Source organism: Thioalkalivibrio sp. ALM2T (assembly GCF_000381505.1).
In the GTDB taxonomy this organism is placed as follows: Bacteria; Pseudomonadota; Gammaproteobacteria; order Ectothiorhodospirales; family Ectothiorhodospiraceae; genus Thioalkalivibrio; species Thioalkalivibrio versutus.
Genome location: NZ_KB906576.1, coordinates 1 through 18,055, shown reverse-complemented (window position 1 = coordinate 18,055; position 18,055 = coordinate 1). Strand labels below are relative to the sequence as shown.

The window sequence follows — 18,055 nt, the reverse complement described above, 5'->3', positions numbered from 1 at the left end:
CGCAGCCGCACGTTCACGAGCGCCCGGCAGGCGGCGGCGTTCCATGGGCTGGTACCGGTCCATCAGGAGTCCGGGACCTCGATCCAGCGGCCCCCGCGACTGGCGAAGGCCGGCTCGGGCCGGCTGCGCAAGACGCTCTACATGGCGGCTGTGGTGGCCACCCGCTACAACCCGGACGTGCGGCACCAGTATCACCGCCTCCTGAGGCGGGGCAAGGCCAAGATGGCGGCGATCGGGGCGGCCATGCGCAAGCTCCTGCACATCGCCTTCGGCGTGCTCAAGTCGCAAACCCCGTATCAACCCCGTAATGACATGCCTTGCAACTCATAGATCAAGACGGTATCTACGCACCTAAAAGCCTTTGTTTTCTCCGTGTCCTCTGTGGCAGATAACCAGCGGCCGGGTTTCGCTCAAGGCCGATAGATGTCGGTCCCGGCCGGCGGGTCGAAGGTGAACACGCCCGGGTCGAGTTCGCCATTGCGTTCGGTTTCGTGGAAGAGGATCACGGTCTCCTGGCCAAAGATGTCGCGGAAGGCCATGCGGGTCAGGTCGCCATCCGCGGTCAGGTCCAGATCCAGACTGGTGAAGTCGGCCTGTTCGTTGCGCGGCACCAGCACCAGGCGCAGGGCATCGCCGCCCGGCACCGGGCGCAGTGACATGCGGAAGTGCTCGTCCAGACGCTCCGGCTGGGTGATCGCGGCGATCGGCGTGGCGGCGAAGGCATCCCCCAGCGGGCGCACCGTGGCCTGCGACAGGTCCGGGTCGTACATCCACAGGTCCTCGCCATCGGAGACGATGGTCTGCGGGAACGGCTCGGTCACCTCCCAGTGCAGGCGATTGGGCAGCCCCAGCTGCATGCGGCCATCGGACTCCTGCAGCACGTAGCCGGTGTCGTCGCGCACGGTCTGGGTGAACTCGGCGGAGAAGCTCTCCAGACCATCGACAAAGCGGTCCAGTGCAGCACGGGCATCCTCCAGCCCGCGGTCCACGGCCAGGGCCGGAACCGCGGCCAACGCCAGGACCAGACCAAGGGACAGGGCCCGCCAAAGGGCACCCGGACGCGTAAAGGGACGAGCGTTCATGCAGTCTCCAGGAAGGATGAGTATGCGATTGATGATGCGCCGCGAGGCTTAACCCGGCGTGAACCCGACGTCCTTCGGACGCGGATGACCGGGCAGTTGTTCCCAACCAGGAAGACTTCGAACAGATATCGCGCGTTCGCGTCGACTCTGCGGGCTGACAACGCGCAACGTAGCCACGCTACATCAGCTCGCTGCAACAGCTCAGCAGACCCGAATTCAAAAGAAAACGCGGCCGGCCCTCACACGAACGCGCGGTCCGTTCAGAGCATCCCCTAGTCGTTCGGCCCAGGCACCAGCACCTCGCGATTGCCGTTCGACTGCACCGAGCTGACCAGGCCGGCGGCCTCCATGTCCTCGACCATGCGCGCGGCCCGGTTGTAGCCGATCTTCAGCCGGCGCTGGACGAACGAGATTGAGGCCTTGCGCGACTCGATCACCACCTGCACGGCCTGGTCGTACAACGGGTCCGATTCATTGCCATTCCCCTCGGGCGATTCCAGTCCCGGGATGCTGGCCGCCCCCGCCTCCGGCTCGTCGAGGATCGCGTCGTTATAATCCGGCTCGCCCGTGGATTTCAGGTATTCGACTACCTGATGCACCTCGTTGTCACTGACGAACGCGCCGTGCACGCGCTCGGGCATCGCCTTGCCCGGTGGCAGATAGAGCATGTCGCCGTGGCCCAGCAGGTGCTCGGCACCCATCTGATCGAGGATGGTGCGCGAGTCCACGCGCGAGGAGACCTGGAAGGCGATGCGGGTGGGGATGTTCGCCTTGATCAACCCGGTGATCACGTCCACCGACGGACGCTGGGTGGCCAGGATCAGGTGGATGCCGGCGGCGCGTGCCTTCTGCGCCAGGCGGGCGATCAGCTCCTCCACCTTCTTGCCCACCACCATGATCATGTCGGCAAATTCGTCGACCACAACCACAACAAACGGCAATGGCTCCAGCTCCGGCGCCTCGGTTTCGGTGATCGCCTCCTCCGGCTTGAACAATGGATCTTTCAGCGGCTCGCCGCCGGCCTGGGCATCGCGCACCTTCTTGTTGAAGCCGCCGATGTTGCGCACGCCCATCGCCGACATCAGCTTGTAGCGCCGCTCCATCTCCGCCACCGCCCAGCGCAGGGCGTTGGAGGCATCCTTCATGTCGGTGACGACCGAACACAGCAAATGCGGGATGCCCTCGTAGACCGACAGCTCCAGCATCTTCGGATCGATCAGGATCAGGCGGACGTCTTCCGGCGTGGACTTGTACAGCAGCGACAGCAGCATCGCGTTGACGCCCACCGATTTCCCGGAACCGGTCGTCCCGGCGACCAGCAGATGCGGCATCTTCGCCAGATCCGCGATCACCGGGCCGCCGCCGATGTCCTTGCCCAGCGCCATGGTCAACGGCGACTTGTTCGAGTCGAACAGATCCGAACGCAGGATCTCCGAGAGGGCCACGATCTCGCGGTTCTCGTTCGGGATCTCCAGCCCCACCGTGGACTTGCCCGGGATCACCTCGACGATGCGGACAGCCATCACCGACAGCGAACGTGCGAGATCGGTGGACAGCCCGGAGATGCGCGAGGCCTTCACCCCGGCCGCCGGCTGCAATTCGAAGCGGGTGATCACCGGCCCCGGCTGGACCGCGACCACCTCGACCTCCACACCGAAGTCCTTCAGCTTCAGTTCCACCAGGCGGGAGAGCGCCTGCAACGACTCCTCGGAGAATCCGTCGGGCGGCGGCGGCGCCTCGTCCAGCAGGGCCAGCGGCGGGTGTGGATCCGCGCCCGTCCCCTCGGTGAACAGCGGGACCTGCTTCTCCTTCTGCACCCGCGGGCTGGGCGGGGGTGTCTCGATGCGTGGCTCCACCCGCGAGGGGGGCCGCTTCTCGGTGCGCTTGCGTTCCTTCTCCACCCGGGTCTCGCGCTCGGCGCGTTCGCGGGCGCCGATACGGCGGTCACGGGCCGAGTCGATCGCCACGCGGGCACGCTCCCAGCCACGCACGGCCAGCTGTCCGAGACGATCCATCAGCAGGAACCAGGACAGCCCGGTAAACAGGGTCACCCCCGCCAGGAACAGCGCCAGCAGGACCAGTGTCCCGCCCACCAGGCTCAGCCCGGCGACCGCCCAGCCGCCGAACAGGTCGCCGAGGATGCCGCCGGCATGCACCGGCATCCCGCCCGGCATCAGGTGCAGCGCGGCCAGGGCCGAGCCGGCGATCAGCGCCACGATCAGCGCCAGACCGCGCACGGTGAGCTCCATGGGGCTGGCGATCTGCGCCTCGCGGCGATGCCGGAACAGCCACCAGCCAATGCCGCCCACCGCCAGCGGGATCAGATAGGCCAGATAGCCGAGCAGATGGAAAGCGATATCGGCAAACCAGGCGCCTGTGGTGCCGCCCAGATTGCGCAGACCCTCGCCGTCGCCGGTAGTCGACCAGGCGGCATCTCCCGGGTGATAGCTGGCCAGCGCTACCAGCAGATACAGCGCCAGCATGCCGAAGATCAGCAGCGCACCCTCGCGCAGCCCGCGCAGGAGTTGCCCGCTCAGGCTCGGCGGTGCGGCCGGCTCTGCCGTCTTGCTGCCCTTGCCCCCGGATTTGGCCTTGCTTGCGGCCATGCGCTCCCCACTGGTCCGGCCCGCGGCGCGGGCATCTCGAATCACGTCGCAGTTTACCGGTTAAAACGTTCTGCGTGGGGCCAAGTCTGCCCAGCCTGAGAACCGCGTCCGGTCGGGTTTGCCTCCGACAGGCTGCCCCCGCACGGCGAGTCCTGCCATTGTGGGAGCAGGCTTGCCCGCGAAGCCCTCGGCCCGCGCCGCCACCGGCAAAGAGCCACCGCTCACTCCCCTCGACAACCCCACACCGCAAACACAGGATCCGCATGCTCTAGCCGCCCGGCATACGGATCATCCGCCGGCCGCGGCAGCCCGCGCACGGAAAAGGTCGCGAGATCCGTGAAACCGGCGCACAGGAACAGGTCGAGCACCAGCCCCATGCGCTCGAAGTCGTACAGGCGTTCCCACACCGCAACCGCCTTGGTCGGGAAACAGCGATCCGAAAAGGTCACCACGAACACCCCGCCCGGGCGCAGGACCTCGCGTACCGAGCGGAACACCGCCTCCGGACACATCAGATATTCGACCGAGGCGGTACACACAACGGCGTCGAAGCTCCCGGACGCATACGGCAAATCGGGATGCGTGTTGAGGTCCTGCACCTGGGCCGCCGTCAGCACCGGATTGGCCGCCAGTTCCTGCGCGTTCATGCCCAGCCCGACCACCTCGGCCGGTGTCTGCACCCGGTCCAGGTGCGATTCCCAGCTGCCCATCAGATCGAGAACCCGCGCACCGGGCGGGATGCACGCGGCATACAGCCCGGCGATCTGCCCCCGCGCAGTCGCGTCCAGGTGGTGCACCAAGCGCGGTTCGGCATAGAACGCGGCATCCGGGTTCGGATCCTCGCGTTCCAGCGCCCCGTGCGACCAGAAGTCGGTTGGCCGGCCGTGCCAGCGCGCCTGCATCCCTGGCCCGCGGGCCGTCAGCCGCCGGGCGACATCCTCCGTCTGCCCGTCGTCGCGCCCATGGTCATGTTGAGCCACGACCCGCGCCTGCAATTGCAGGTCGTGGCCCGCCAGCGGATGGTTCAGATCCGCCGTCAGCGCCTCGCCCTCCAACGCGCCGACCCGGAACAACTCGCGATCCCCGGCCTCGATCCCGGCGTGACCGGCGATGAACGCCCGGGGGTAAAAACGACCGGCGTGCGGCTCCACCCGGCGATGCTTGCGCAGACTGCGATTGAAGGCCGTGGCCGGGAGATCGACCACGCGGCCCTCCTCCCGTGGCGGGACGAGGGCCGCAGCTGCCTCTCGGGGGGCCTCATGCATCACGCCCGCTTCTAGCGCGTCCAGGGCCGTGCCCAGATCGCCCGGCCAGTGGTCCCGCCCCGGCTCCAGCCAAGGCAGAAACAGGCACTCCCGGTGACGGGCATCACTGCTCGTCCAGTCCAGGGTGAGCCCGACATCCACCGCCCCCGGCAGTGCCTGGGCGGCAGCCTCGACCGATTCCGGTTGGATAAACGGGTCGTACATGCACCCTCCTTTGGCACGATGAGTCCGGTGCGACGTACGGAGTCCACAGCCGGAACGGGCGCAAGCGCCAGGACCCGGGGTTTTGCATCCGGGACCGCCCGTGCGCTTCCCGGGGAAGATTGCCATACTGAAGGCACCGGAATCCGGCGGTAGGCGCCGATTCCACGCCGCAAGACCACCGCTCAGGAAGGACCCGCATGGCAGAGACTTTTCTGATAGCCATCATCGACCAGGACCGCGAGGAGCAGGCCCTGGCCATCGCGGCCGAGGAAGGCGGCGCGGATGGTACGGTGATGCAGGGCTCGGGGCTCGGCTTCCCCGACCACATGACCTTCCTCGGCGTGACCTACCAGGGCCAGGAATCGATCTGCATCTGGGAACTGGACGAGGAGCGCGCCGAGCGCATCTCGCGCCGCCTGAACCTGGAACTGGACCTGCTGCAGCCCTACAACGGCCTGGCCTTCACCCTGGATGCTCAGGCCCTGGCCGGCTTGCAGTTTGTCGGCGGCTTTGCCCAACCCTGACCAACCCTTACGCGAGGAACGCCATGCAATTCGTACTGCTCGCCGCCGTGGTCCCGCGCAACCGGGCCGAGCGCGCCATCGAGACCGTCCGCCGCGAGGGCGCGGCCGGGCTGACGCTGCTGGAAGGCCAGGGCATTGCCCAGCTACGGCGCTCGCCGATCATGGACCTGAAGGACTCCTCGGCGCGCAACGTTCTGCTCATGGTCCTGGAAGCCACCCTGGCCGAACGCCTGCTGAAGCGGCTGGACGAGGAGCTGGACCTCAGCACGGTCGGCAACGGCTTTGCGTTCACCCTGCCGATCAAGGACATCGCCGGCATCAAGCCGGAGCAGATCGAACACCTGCGCAAGACCCTGGAACAAGGGACACCGTAGTGAGGCCGCTAGCGGTCCGGCGCGCGCCGCCCGCGCAGGGCTCGCCACCAGCCGTACCAGGGCAAGGTCAGGCCGTCGCCGCCGGCCCCATGGCGCATGAAGGCCAGCCCCGCCTGCGCCACCCGCCCGAGGGGATCCACTTCGCGCACAATCAGATCCGCGGTGCCGAAACTCACCCGGTCGCCCACGATTGGGTCTCCAGGTAGCTCCTGCGCCAGATACTCACCGATAGTCAGCTGCGCATCCGCACCCTCGCAGGACACCCCGTACATCTCGCACAGGTCCGCCAACTGCCTCTCCGGATGCAGCGGCAGCTCGCCAAAAAACTCCGGGTCGTCATGGCCGGGGATGCGCGGGCTGGCGAACAGTCGATCCAGCAGCGGAATGTATTCCGGCACCACGAAGATGTAGAGGTAGTCCCCCGGCGTCAGGTGCCCTGCCTGCTGATAGCGCACCGAGCGGCCCTCGCGCACCACCAGCGACGGACGCGCCCAGCGCGGCAGACGGGCGCCGCGCAGCACCGGGCTGTCCTCGATCACACGGTAGACCGCCAACTCATGGCGCGGACTGCCCGGCAACTCCAGCTGCACGCGTTCCACCGGGCCGATCTCCGGCGGCACCACCAGGCCCAGCCGCTTGGCCACCGGACGGATCGTCCAGCCCTGCACCAACAGCGACACCAGCACCATCATGAACACGATATTGAAGAACATCTCGCCGCCCTCGACGCCCGCCACCATCGGCAGGATCGCCAGCAGGATCGACACGGCCCCGCGCAGGCCCACCCAGGAGACAAACGCCGTGCTCCGCCAATCCTGACGAAACGGCAGCAGGCAGAGCCAGACCGCCAACGGGCGCGCGAGCAGGATCAGCACCAGCCCCAGCGCCAGGGCCGGCAGCGCCAGCGACGGAAACTCCGAAGGCGTCGCCAACAGGCCCAGCACCAGAAACATGCTGATTTGCGCCAGCCAGGTCAGCCCCTGCTGCTGACGATGCAGCTTTGCCGCCCCCCGCAGCTTTCGGTTGCCGGCCACGATCCCGGCGACGTAGGCAGCCAGGAAACCACTGCCGCCGAGCAAACCCGTCAACGCGAACAGACTGACGGCACCGGCCATCACCGCGATCGGATAAAGCCCCTCCTCCAGCGGCAGGCGGTTGACCAGCTCCACCAGCAGATAGCCACCCACGGCGCCAAGCAGCAGACCCAGGCCCATCTGCCACAGGAACTCGGTCGCGAACAGCGTGGCCAGGCCACCGGTCGTGGTGCCGGACAGGATCCACTCGATGAAAACTACGGTCAGAAAGATCGCCATCGGGTCGTTGGAACCCGATTCCACCTCCAGGATGGAACGCACGCGACGGTTGATCTTCACCCCGCCCACGCGCAGCAGAAAGAACACGGCCGCAGCATCCGTGGAACTGATCAAGGCACCCAGCAGCAGCGCATAGCCCCAGGACAGGTCCAGTACCCAGTAAGCGGCCACCCCCAGCAACAGTGTGGTCAGCGCCACCCCAACGGTCGCCAGCACAATGGCCGGGCCAGCCGCCTGACGCAGCGTGCGCAGCCGAGTACCGAAGCCCGAGTCGAACAGGATGACCGCCAGCGCCAGGCTGCCGATCAGGAAGGCGGTATTGGGATCGTCGAACTCGAGCCCGAGCCCGTCCTCGCCGGCGAGCAGGCCGATCCCCAGGAACACGAGCAACAGCGGTGCACCCAGCCGGAACGACAGCACCGACGTGAGCACCGAGACTACGATCAGCCCGGCGCCAATCAGGATCAGTGGAAAAATCCAATCCATCGGACTCCTATCACGCCAGGGAAACACTGATCAAAGTACGCCCGCGCTCAAGTCGTTTGTGCTTGCGGACCAGGCGAGAAGCGGTGAACGAAGTGTAGTCGATCTACCTCCGCGAACCGGAATGCCGATGGGCTAAAGCGGCCGAGCCTCCAGGGCCTTGGCGCCTCTACTGGATCAGCGCCAGGGCGGGTCCACACCCTCGACGCGATACTCGCGGCCGAGCGCGCGCATCAGGCTGAAGCAGCAAAAGACCAGGATGATCGCGACCGGCAGCCCGGCAGTCAGCGAGCCGGTCTGCAGGCTGTCCAGCGCACGTTCACCCCCGACGATCAGCAGCGTGGCCGCCACCGCACCCTCGGTAATCCCCCAGATCACCCGCTGGCGCTTCGGCGAGTGCTTCGACCCGCGCGAGATCAACGCATCCACCACGTAGGTGCCGGAGGCCGAGGAGGTGATGAAATAGGTCGCAATCAGCAGCGTGGCGATCCCGGAGGCGAAGGTCGTCCACGGCAGCTGGGCCAGGGTCGCGTATAGGGCCACGGTGGTGTCCTCGGCGACCGCCGAGGCGATCCCCGCGCCCTCGTCGAACAGCTCCATGTGCAGCGCGGTGCCGCCGAAGATCGCCATCCAGGCGAACACGAACAGCGTAGGCAGTGCGAGCACGCCGACGATGAACTCGCGGATGGTGCGCCCACGCGAGATGCGCGCGATGAAGATCCCAACGAACGGTGACCAGGCAATCCACCAGGCCCAATAGAACATGGTCCAGTCCTTCTGCCACTCGGAGCCACCGATCGCGTCGGTATGCAGGCTGAGTTCGATCAGCTGCTGGAAATAACCGCCGGTGGAGTCGAGCAGGAAGCGCAGGATGAAAAGCGTGGGCCCGGCGAACAACACAAACAGCATGAAGCTGACCGCCAGCACCAGGTTGAACACACTGACCCACTTCAACCCGCGATCCAGCCCGGAGATCACCGACAGCACAGCCACGGCCGTGATCGCGGTGATGATGCCGACCTGGTACCAGTGCGAGACGGGCATATCGACGAGCACATTGAGCCCGGTGTTGAGCTGCATCGCCCCGAAGCCCAGCGAGGTCGCCAGCCCGAACAGCGTGCCAAACACCGCGAGGATGTCGATCACGTGCCCGATCGGGCCGTAGATACGATCCCCCAGCAGCGGGTAGAAGATCGAGCGAATGGTCAGCGGCAGGCGGTGGCGAAAGCTGAAGTACGCCACCGACAGCCCCAGCACCACGTACACCGCCCAGGCATGCAGCCCCCAGTGGAAGAAGGTATAGACCATCGCCTGGCGCGCGGCCTCCGCGGTCTCGCCCTCGCCCGTTGGCGGGTTCTGGTAGTGCAGAATCGGCTCGGCCACGCTCCAGAACACGAGGCCAATGCCCATGCCGGCAGAGAACAGCATCGCGAACCAGGCGGCGAAACCGAACTCGGGCCGATCGTCCGGCTGCCCCAACCGGATCGACCCATAACGACTGAAGCCCAGCCAGACCAGGAACCCGAGAAAGAACGTGACCACCAGAAGGTAGCCCCAGCCCAGGTACTCGGTGATGAATCCGTGGATGCCGTCGAACACCATGCTGGCGGTAGACGGGAAGACCACCCCGAAGGCGACAAACACCACCACCATGATCGCGGAGGCGGTGAACACGGTGGGATTGACCGTGGCGAAAAAGGCTTCCGGGCGGTACTGGCTCATGGTGAACGGCCTGGTTTCGATCCGAAGGGATGGGCGTCAGTTCGAGGCATCGGGGTCCGGGTTGCCCGCGCATAGCGCGCCGGTCAGATCGGCCTTGGCCAGCACATGCCCCTCGGCCGCGACGTCGAACTGCGTGCGCGTCGCACCCGGCGCCAACTCCAGCACCTCATCCAGGGCGAGCAGACGAAAGCGATAATGATGGCAGCCCTCTGGCGGGATCGGGCCCAGATACCCGGCCTTGCCGAAGGCATCCAGGCCCACGCGGCCCTGGCTCGGCAGATGCAGGGAATCCACCCGCTGCGTGTCGGGCGGCAGGTTCCAGACCAGCCAGTGCGTCACCTCGCCCAGCGGCGAATCCAGGTCCTCGAGGATCAGCGCGAGGCTCTGTGCGTGTTCCGGCACCTCATGGATGTCCAATGGCGGCAGTTCGTTGGCATCGCGAGCCGACACCTCGATCGGCATCGCCTCGCCGTCACGGAAGGCTGGACTGATCAGTCGCATTCCCTCGTCTCCTGTATCCACAGCGCTCAGCCTCCCCCGCCGCCGCCAGCGGGTCAACCACCCGCAGATTGGATCGCCAATTGATCCTCGTCGACCAACCCCGGCAGGGTTGCGCGCAAAGCCCACTCCGTGCGTACACTTCGGGACATGGCACAACTCACCTTCAAGGGGGCGGCCGGCGAGGTCACCGGATCGCGCTATCTCCTCGAGACCGACGACGCCCGCATCCTGCTGGAATGCGGCCTGCATCAGGGCGGCAACGACGCCGACGAGGCCAACCGCGAACCACTGGCGGAACTCGCCGGTCGGCTCGACGCCGTCGTCCTGTCCCACGGCCACCTGGACCACTCCGGACTCTTGCCCAAGCTGGTCCGCGATGGTTACCGCGGCCCCATCTACTGCACACCAGGGACCGAGGAACTGCTCGAGATCATGCTCGAGGACGCGGCCTTCGTGATGAGCAAGGACATCGAGTGGGAGAACAAATGGCGCCGGCGCGCGGACAAACCCCTGGTCGAGCCGGTCTACGACATCGACGACGTCGCAACCACCCTGGGGCTCTGCAAGGCCGTTCCCTACGGCGACACACAGACCATTGCCGGCGACGTCCGTCTGACCTTTCGGGACGCCGGACACATCCTCGGCTCCGCGATCGTCGACCTGATCGTGCCCTCCGGCGGGCGTGACCGGCACTTGGTCTTCTCCGGTGATCTCGGCAACCCCGACGCCGTGCTGATGCACGAACCCGCGCGGATGGAACACGCGGACCACGTCCTGCTGGAAAGCACCTACGGCGACCGCGACCACCGGCCAATGGAGGAGACCATCGAGGAATTCGGGCAGATCCTCGAGCAGGCCGCCGCCAGCGGCGGCAACGTGCTGATCCCGGCGTTCGCGGTCGGGCGCACCCAGGAGATCCTCTACCACCTGGGCATGCTGCACCACGCCGGGCGCCTGCCGCAGCAGAAGGTGTTCCTCGACAGCCCAATGGCGATCAAGGTGACCGAGCTCTACGCCCGGCTGTACAAGACGCTGAAAAGCGAGGACATGGAGCGCCTGCACAAGGCCGCGAACGGCGACCCGGGTGGCTACCTACCCGGGCTGCAGGTCTGTCGCACAGTCGATGAGTCCATGGCGATCAACCGTATTACCGGCGGCGCGATCATCATCGCCGGGGCCGGCATGTGCAACGGTGGGCGCATCCGTCACCACATGAAGTACAACCTGTGGCGGCGCGAGGCGCACCTGGTGATTGTCGGCTTCCAGGCTGCCGGCACGCTGGGGCGCCGGCTGGTCGATGGCACCGAGCGGGTCAAGCTGCTGGGCGACGAGGTCAAGGTGAACGCCAAGGTCCACACCCTCGGCGGCTTCTCCGCCCACGCCGGGCGTACTCAGCTACTGGACTGGGCCCGCAGCTTCCGCGACCAGCCGGTGTTCCACCTGGTTCACGGCGAGCCGGAGGCGCGCGAGGCGCTGGCCGCCGGCCTGCGCGACGAGCTGGGCGCCGAGGCCCACGTGCCGGCCTTTGGCGAGACCATCACGCTGTAATCCGCTCGCATGCCGGAGGCCGAAGCCGTCAGCACCTACGCCCTGATCGCCGGCTTCCTCGGCGGTCTCGGGCTGTTTCTGCTCGGGATGACCCTGCTGACCGACGGCCTGAAGACCGCCGGCGGCAAGGCGCTGCAACATATCCTCGGCGTCTGGACCCGTACCCGCCCGCGCGCGCTCGCCTCCGGCATGGGCGTGACCGCGCTGGTGCAGTCCTCCAGCGCGGTCACCGTCGCGACCATCGGCTTCGCCAACGCGGGGCTTCTAACCTTGGGCCAATCGGTCTGGGTGATCTTCGGCTCCAACGTCGGCACCACCATGACCGGCTGGCTGGTGGCCCTGATCGGCTTCAACATACGGATCGAGGCCTTCGCCCTGCCCGCCATCGGCATCGGCGCCCTGCTCTACCTGTTCATGAAGGCTGCGCGTCCGCGCTATCTGGGTCTGGCCCTGGCCGGCTTCGGTCTGCTGTTCTTCGGGATCGACGTACTGCGTGAGACCTTCGAAGGCCTGAGCGCAACCTTCGACCTCTCCGCCCTCGCCCGACCGGGCTTTATAGGCCTACTCATCATGGTCGGCATCGGCGCGCTGCTAACCGTGCTGATGCAAAGCTCTTCAGCATCAATGGCGATGGCCCTGACCGCCGCGATGAGCGGCGTACTGCCACTGGAGGCCGCCGCAGCCGCGGTGATCGGGTCCAATCTCGGCACCACGGTGAAGGCCATGCTGGTCGTGATCGGCGCAACCCCCAATGCCAAGCGCGTGGCCGCCGCCCACGTGATCTTCAACGGCCTGACCGCGATCGTTGCGTTGCTGATCCTGCCTTGGTTCCTGGCCGCGATCGCCTGGATCTGGGGCAGCACTGGCGAGGCCCCGGCCCCGGCGGTGCTGCTGGCCCTGTTCCACACCGCATTCAACCTGCTGGGCGTCGCGCTGATGGTACCGGTGGCCCCGCCGATGATCCGCTTCCTGCAGGCACGCTTTCGCACCGAGGAGGAAGACATCGCGCACCCGCGCTTTCTCGACAAGCACAGCGCCGGCGTGCCGGATCTGGCACTGCAGTCGCTGTTGCAGGAGACCGAACGCCTGGCCGACATCAGCCACTCCATGGCGCGCGAGGCCCTGCGCCCAGACTCGCCAGCCGCGGGCACCCTGGACACCCGACGCGCCGCCGTGGAACAGCTGACCACGGCCATCAGCGATTTTGCCACCCGCACCGCCAACCACCCGATGCCGGAAACGGTCGGGCACGGCATCGCCGAGGCGGTACGCATCGCGCGCTACCATCGGGAGACCGCGTTGCTGGCCGACCAGATCGCCGATCTGCGCCGCCACTCGACTGGCGAGGAACGCCCGATCGTCAGCGAACAACGCCGCGCCTGGCAGGAGCAGGTGATCCGCGCCCTGGATCTGGCCAATCTGGAAAGCGAAACCGGCGGAGGCCTGGCGGCTACCGAGGCCGTAAGCACGGTGGAGACGGCCTATGCCGAACTGAAGGCAGCCCTGCTGCGCGAAGGCACCTTCGGCTCGCTGAGCATGACCGAGATGGAACGCCAACTACGCATCATCAGTATGGCGCGACGCCTGGTCACCCAGGCCGACAAGGCCCGCCGCCACACCGAGGCCCTGGAGGACCAGATCCAGGGGCTGCGCAAGACGCTGGAACCGGAGAACGTATGATCGACGGCGAAACCCTGCAGGACGCCATCGCGAACCATCGGGCCGAGGCCCTGACGTTCGACGGGCTGGAATACGCCCGGCTGCTGGAGCCGGTGAATCACTACCCGCGCGGTTCCGTGGTGCTTCCGGATGGCTCGGTGGTCCCCGGCTACCCGGCCATCGGGCGCATCCAGTCGCTGGAGGCCGGGCTGCCGCGCCAGTTCGATCAGCCGTTCTGGGCGGAGGAGAAGATCGACGGCTTCAACGTGCGCATCCTGCGCTGGGAAGGCCGGGTCGTCGCCTTCAGCCGGGGCGGGTTTGTCTGTGCCTTCAGTACCGACCGGGTGCCGGATTTCGTGGACCTCGCGGTGTTCGAGGCAGAACCCGATCTGGTGCTCTGCACGGAAATCGCCGGGCCGGACACGCCCTATCTGGAGGGCTCCACCCCGCGGGTCGCGGACGACGTCGGCTTGTTCGTGTTCGACCTGATGCGGCTCGGCCAGCCGGGCTTTGTGCCGCAGGATGAAAAGTTTGCACTGATGGAGCGCCATGACCTGCCACCGGCCCCGCTGCACGGGCGGTTCACGCCCGCAGACACCGAGGCCCTGGGCCGCTTGATCCGGCAACTGGATGCCGAGGGTGCCGAGGGCCTGGTACTGAAGACCGCGGATGGCGAGCACCGCGCCAAGTACGTGGCCGGCGGTTCCTGTATCAACGACATCCGCGTGTGTTCCGAACAGCTGCTGGACCTGCCACCGGAGTATTTCACCAACCGTCTGACCCGCCTGGCCATTTTCCTCGCCGAACACCCGCCCGCAGAGCGCGTCGCCGTGGAGCGCGAACTGGGCGCGGCCCTGCTGTCCGGGCTGGCGACCGCGGTGGACAAGAGCCGGCACGAGGGACGCGTCGGCCACACCTACCGCTGTCGCTTCCGCGAGCGTGCCGGGGCCCAGCGCTTCATCGATCACATGCAGGCCACCGGCGGGCGCCATGTGCGCTTCCTGCCGGACACGCCGCGCCAGGAGGAAAACGGCTACTGGCTGCTGGAGTTCGAGCGCCTGTTCGACCGGATCACCGGCACCCTGGCCTCGGCCCTGGCCGGTGACCGGCAGTACGACTGAACCCGGGAAGCGCTCAGAGCTCGCGCGCGCCGCCGCCGGATTCGGCCAGGTTCTCCATCACCCGACGCAGGTAGTCGGCGGTGACCAGCTTGATGCCCATGCGGTTGCCCAGCTTGCGCATACCCTCGTCGGCGCTGGCCAGCTCGGCGTCCAGCTCCATCGCCAGCAGCACGGCATCGACGTCCTCGCGCGAATCCACCAGCCCCTTGCGCATCGCCTCACGGAAACGCTCGCGCAGCTGGGTGATCAGCTCGGGCTTGAGCGATTCGGCCGCCCCCGCCTGGCGGGTATGCTCCTCCGCAATGCGCAGGCCGCGGTCAATCCGCGTACGCACCTCGTCGATGAATTCGTAGAGGATGTCGCTCGGCAGCATCAGGGCGAAGCGCCGCGGCGAACGCACCCAGACCACGGTCTCGAAATCGGCCGCCATGGCCTCGAGGTCGCGCATGCCGCGAAACTCCTCGTACACCGACAACGGCATGTAGAACTCGGCGGGGCAATGGCGCGCCAGGGTGAGGAAGGTCCGCAGGATGTCTTCGGCATCCTCGCCGAACTGCCCAGCTACATGCGGGTTGGTAAAGACACTGGTGTCCAGCACGAATCGGCGCATCACGACCTCCTGTCGGCTCCCTTCATCATCGGCAGGGCCCAGCGGCCCGTCAACCGGCGTGAATCCCCGTCCGCGAGGGCGCGGTATGGCATAATCGGCGCGTCATTTCCCAGCCGGACATGGATTGCCCTTGGCCACCCGAGCGGAAGTCGAAAAGTTTCTGGAACGCCTGCGCGAGGATCTCGAACGTCACCAGATCGAGATCCCGACCCTGCCCGATGTCTCGGTGCAGGCATTGTTCATCACCCAGGACGAGTCCAGCTCCATTGTTGACCTGGTCAACCTGATCTCGCGCGACACGGCCCTGGCCTCGCGCCTGGTACGGCACGCCAACAGCCCGGCCTACCGTGGACTCACGCGCTGCGCGACCATTCGCTCCGCCGTCACGCGCCTGGGGATGGAACGCGCCCGCCAGACCATCATTGCGCTGTCGATGAAGGAGGTCTTCCAGAGCGGGAACGAGATGATCCGCGCACGCATGGAAGAACTGTGGAACCACAGCCTGGAGGTGGCGATCATCAGCTATCTGCTGGCCCGCCGGCACCCGCACCTGGACCCCGATACCGCACTGCTCGCCGGGTTGGTGCACGACATCGGCATGATCCCGATCCTGCGCCGCGCGGAGAAGACACCCGAGATCTACGAGGACCCGCGCGCCCTGCAGGCCGCCGCCGACGCCGCGCATGTCCCCATCGGCCGCGCGATGCTGAAGAACTGGAATTTCGAGCCGGAGATCATCCGTGCAGTGGCCGAACACGAGAACCTCAAGCGCGAGCCGGAGGATGGCGAACCGGTCAACTACAGCGACATCCTGCAGGCGGCCAACATCGAGAGTCACAACGCCACGCGGCATCGCCTGGCCTCCATCGACCGCAACGCGGTTGCCGCCATCCGACGCCTGGCCGCCAAGCCCGGCACAACCCAGCTCAACTGGGAAGACGACGCGATCGGTCTGGAACACGTCAACCAGATGATTGAGTGAACCCCGCGCAGCGGGGGCGGTCTTCTCCTTACTTCCCAGGAAGGACGTCCGCATGCCCGCCATTCTCCAGCTCGTCTACGCCTCGCGCGCCACGTTTCGCGAAAACACGTCCAATCAGGGCATCGAGCCCGAAGTCAGTCGCATCCTGATGCAGTCGCGCCAGAACAACCCGCGCAGCGGGATTGTCGGCGCGCTCTACTACGGCGACGGGCACTTCTTCCAGTGCCTGGAGGGCGACCCGGATGCGGTGCGCGAAACCATCGACCGCATCCGCCGTGATCGTCGCCACGAAGAGGTCCGGGTACTGCGCGAGCAGTCACTGGATACCCCGGGATTCGGCGAATGGTCGATGAAATACGTCCCGGCGGCCGTGGACGTTCGCCAACTGCTGCAACGCTTCGGCCAACGCAGGTTCGACCCCTTCGCCTTCGACAACGACCGCATCGACGCGATGCTGGACCTCCTGCGCCACGGGCGGGATACCGCGCACGCCGAACCCGAGCGACCGGTGCCGGCCAGTCCTCAAGACGCCGCCCGCCGCACCAATCGCCTGTTATTCGGCGTCGGGCTGGTCGCAGTCGCGATTCTGGCCGGCGTGATCGGGGCGGCCACCTACCTACTGCTGGCCACGTAGGGAAACACTCCGCGAGCGCTCGTCGGTCGCGACATGCGCGCATTCGCAACCCACCCCGCTGGCTGGCGTCCTTCGCCCGGCCTTCATGCACCCCGCGCGCATACGCCCTCGGGATTGGCGCACGCACCCCGCCTGTTGCCAAAGCCCCCGGTCCACCTCACCACCGGCTCCCAACGCTCGAATACGCAATCCGCAAGAGCCATATCCATGGTGCTGCACGCCCCCCCTACCGGGTACGTCCAAGCCCGGTCTTCCGACCCGCCATGTCGGGGCACCTTGACCCATCGTTTTTTAAAACCGCCACCCCCTTCACATTTTCAATACTCGGCGATCACAAAGAACGCGAACGGCCCCCGTCAGTGTGCCAGCGAACAGACCCGTTCACGCCCTGAGCCTATTTTGAACCCTCATCCTGAATCCGCTGCAACGTGGCGATTCAGTCCCTTCCCGGCAATGTCGCTAGGAAGGACAGGTTTTGATGAAGCCGTTAAAACGGACATTTTTCCAAGCCGGGATATCCGTTTCGAAGGAGATTCACATGAACAAGCTACATTCATTTGCCTTTTACGCTTTGGTCACCCCAGCCATCACCCTCGGCGCAGGTTCTGTGCTGGCACAACAGTACGATGAGCGGGACGTTGATCGCGACGCGCAGAGCACCCAGAGTGAACAGGGCCAGCGCGCCGGGCAGTCTGACTCGAAAAGTGCGGAAGATTACAGTGCCGCCCGCGACGAGGCCCGCATGCAGCACCGCGGCTACATGGACTCTTCACCGGCCAACAGCATGCACGTGAGCGAGCTGATCGGCACTGATGTTAAAACCACGAGCGATGAAGATCTCGGTTCGGTCGATGACCTGATCATTGACGAGAACGGCCAGGTCGTCGCTATTGTAATCGGTGTTGGCGGATTCCTGGGCATGGGCGAGAAAGACGTCGCCATTGGCTGGGGTCACGTGACCACCTCCGGCACTGCGGATGATCGCGAACTTCGCGTTGACGTAACCCGTGAAGAGCTACGCTCTGCGCCGGAGTTCGAACGCCGCGATTGATCGCAAGCACAACCCGGATCTAGTGGGATAACTAGACGGCAGGGGCGAAAGCCCCTGCCTTTTTTATGGTTCATCGAAGGATACCGGGGAGGTGTTCGACCGCTGAAGGGCATCGTAGTCTCACGTGGAGCCAGGAAGGACACGGGAGAGAGCGATGCTGGACAAGAAGACGTTGCAGAAGCTGGGCGGCTGGGAAGGCTATCGGCTGGAGCGTGCAGTTTGGCCGGAGGAGGCCGGCGGCACGCTGGAGCTGCACCTGAAGCCGACGCGGCAGTGGATGCACTGCGAACGCTGCGGTCATCGGACCCGGCAGGTGCACGAGACGACGCTGCGGCGGGTGCGGGATCTTCCTCTGTTTGAGTACCGGGTGGTACTG

General features: G+C 66.3%; 17 protein-coding genes. 10 read left to right on the top strand and 7 right to left on the bottom strand.

Annotated features, from left to right (window positions below; all coding sequences use genetic code 11):
* Positions 1–330: IS110 family transposase (locus F816_RS0113615; RefSeq protein ID WP_019595180.1), on the top strand; the 330-nt coding region annotated here is incomplete at its 5' end.
* Positions 331–410: 80 nt separating this feature from the next.
* Here F816_RS0113615 and lolA read toward each other — a convergent pair.
* The 3 genes from lolA to F816_RS0113600 all read right to left on the bottom strand — a co-directional run bounded on the left by lolA (position 411) and on the right by F816_RS0113600 (position 5,157).
* Complete coding sequence (gene lolA, locus F816_RS0113610) at positions 411–1,082, bottom strand: outer membrane lipoprotein chaperone LolA (protein WP_019595179.1); 672 nt, start codon at positions 1,080–1,082, stop codon at positions 411–413.
* A 272-nt stretch (positions 1,083–1,354) separates the two neighbouring features.
* Entirely contained in the window at positions 1,355–3,688 is a 2,334-nt protein-coding gene (locus tag F816_RS0113605; protein ID WP_019595178.1) for a DNA translocase FtsK, read from the bottom strand.
* A gap of 221 nt (positions 3,689–3,909) precedes the next feature.
* Entirely contained in the window at positions 3,910–5,157 is a 1,248-nt protein-coding gene (locus tag F816_RS0113600) for a methyltransferase domain-containing protein (protein ID WP_019595177.1), read from the bottom strand.
* A gap of 197 nt (positions 5,158–5,354) precedes the next feature.
* On the opposite strand from F816_RS0113600, the gene F816_RS0113595 reads away from it, so the two are divergent.
* Positions 5,355–5,681: a hypothetical protein gene (locus F816_RS0113595; RefSeq protein ID WP_019595176.1), complete on the top strand. Its 327-nt coding sequence runs from the start codon at positions 5,355–5,357 to the stop codon at positions 5,679–5,681.
* A 23-nt stretch (positions 5,682–5,704) separates the two neighbouring features.
* Positions 5,705–6,055 carry a hypothetical protein gene (locus F816_RS0113590; protein WP_019595175.1) on the top strand — a complete coding sequence of 117 codons (351 nt, stop codon included), beginning with the start codon at positions 5,705–5,707 and terminating at the stop codon, positions 6,053–6,055.
* Between the two features lie 8 nt (positions 6,056–6,063).
* On the opposite strand, the gene F816_RS0113585 is transcribed toward F816_RS0113590, so the two are convergent.
* From F816_RS0113585 to F816_RS0113575, 3 genes are all read right to left on the bottom strand, one after another.
* Positions 6,064–7,854 carry a potassium/proton antiporter gene (locus F816_RS0113585; protein ID WP_019595174.1) on the bottom strand — a complete coding sequence of 597 codons (1,791 nt, stop codon included), beginning with the start codon at positions 7,852–7,854 and terminating at the stop codon, positions 6,064–6,066.
* Positions 7,855–8,028: 174 nt separating this feature from the next.
* Entirely contained in the window at positions 8,029–9,573 is a 1,545-nt protein-coding gene (locus F816_RS0113580) for a BCCT family transporter (protein WP_019595173.1), read from the bottom strand.
* A gap of 36 nt (positions 9,574–9,609) precedes the next feature.
* Positions 9,610–10,074 (bottom strand): YbhB/YbcL family Raf kinase inhibitor-like protein, encoded by a 465-nt coding sequence (locus F816_RS0113575; protein ID WP_019595172.1) that lies wholly within the window; start codon positions 10,072–10,074, stop codon positions 9,610–9,612.
* 147 nt (positions 10,075–10,221) lie between these two features.
* Between F816_RS0113575 and F816_RS0113570 the strand changes: the two genes are divergently transcribed.
* Genes F816_RS0113570 through F816_RS0113560 form a run of 3 tightly spaced genes read left to right on the top strand, consistent with a single transcriptional unit; the run spans position 10,222 to position 14,402 of the window.
* Positions 10,222–11,622 (top strand): MBL fold metallo-hydrolase RNA specificity domain-containing protein, encoded by a 1,401-nt coding sequence (locus F816_RS0113570; protein ID WP_019595171.1) that lies wholly within the window; start codon positions 10,222–10,224, stop codon positions 11,620–11,622.
* A gap of 9 nt (positions 11,623–11,631) precedes the next feature.
* The gene (locus F816_RS0113565; RefSeq protein WP_019595170.1) at positions 11,632–13,302 is read left to right on the top strand and encodes a Na/Pi cotransporter family protein; all 1,671 of its coding nucleotides are present in this window, start codon (positions 11,632–11,634) and stop codon (positions 13,300–13,302) included.
* Positions 13,299–14,402 (top strand): RNA ligase, encoded by a 1,104-nt coding sequence (locus tag F816_RS0113560; RefSeq protein ID WP_019595169.1) that lies wholly within the window; start codon positions 13,299–13,301, stop codon positions 14,400–14,402. Before F816_RS0113565 ends, F816_RS0113560 begins: the two co-directional genes overlap by 4 nt.
* 13 nt (positions 14,403–14,415) lie before the next feature.
* Here F816_RS0113560 and F816_RS0113555 read toward each other — a convergent pair whose 3' ends face one another.
* Positions 14,416–15,012 (bottom strand): RNA ligase partner protein, encoded by a 597-nt coding sequence (locus F816_RS0113555; protein ID WP_019595168.1) that lies wholly within the window; start codon positions 15,010–15,012, stop codon positions 14,416–14,418.
* A 130-nt stretch (positions 15,013–15,142) separates the two neighbouring features.
* On the opposite strand from F816_RS0113555, the gene F816_RS0113550 reads away from it, so the two are divergent.
* From F816_RS0113550 to F816_RS0113535, 4 genes are all read left to right on the top strand, one after another.
* A complete protein-coding gene (locus tag F816_RS0113550; RefSeq protein WP_018167949.1) occupies positions 15,143–15,994 on the top strand; it encodes an HDOD domain-containing protein in 852 nt (283 codons plus the stop codon).
* A 52-nt stretch (positions 15,995–16,046) separates the two neighbouring features.
* The gene (locus tag F816_RS0113545; RefSeq protein ID WP_019595167.1) at positions 16,047–16,628 is read left to right on the top strand and encodes a BLUF domain-containing protein; all 582 of its coding nucleotides are present in this window, start codon (positions 16,047–16,049) and stop codon (positions 16,626–16,628) included.
* A gap of 538 nt (positions 16,629–17,166) precedes the next feature.
* Positions 17,167–17,679 (top strand): PRC-barrel domain-containing protein, encoded by a 513-nt coding sequence (locus F816_RS0113540; protein WP_019595166.1) that lies wholly within the window; start codon positions 17,167–17,169, stop codon positions 17,677–17,679.
* Positions 17,680–17,833: 154 nt separating this feature from the next.
* The coding region (locus tag F816_RS0113535; RefSeq protein ID WP_019594347.1) for a transposase family protein at positions 17,834–18,055 on the top strand (222 nt) is incomplete at its 3' end.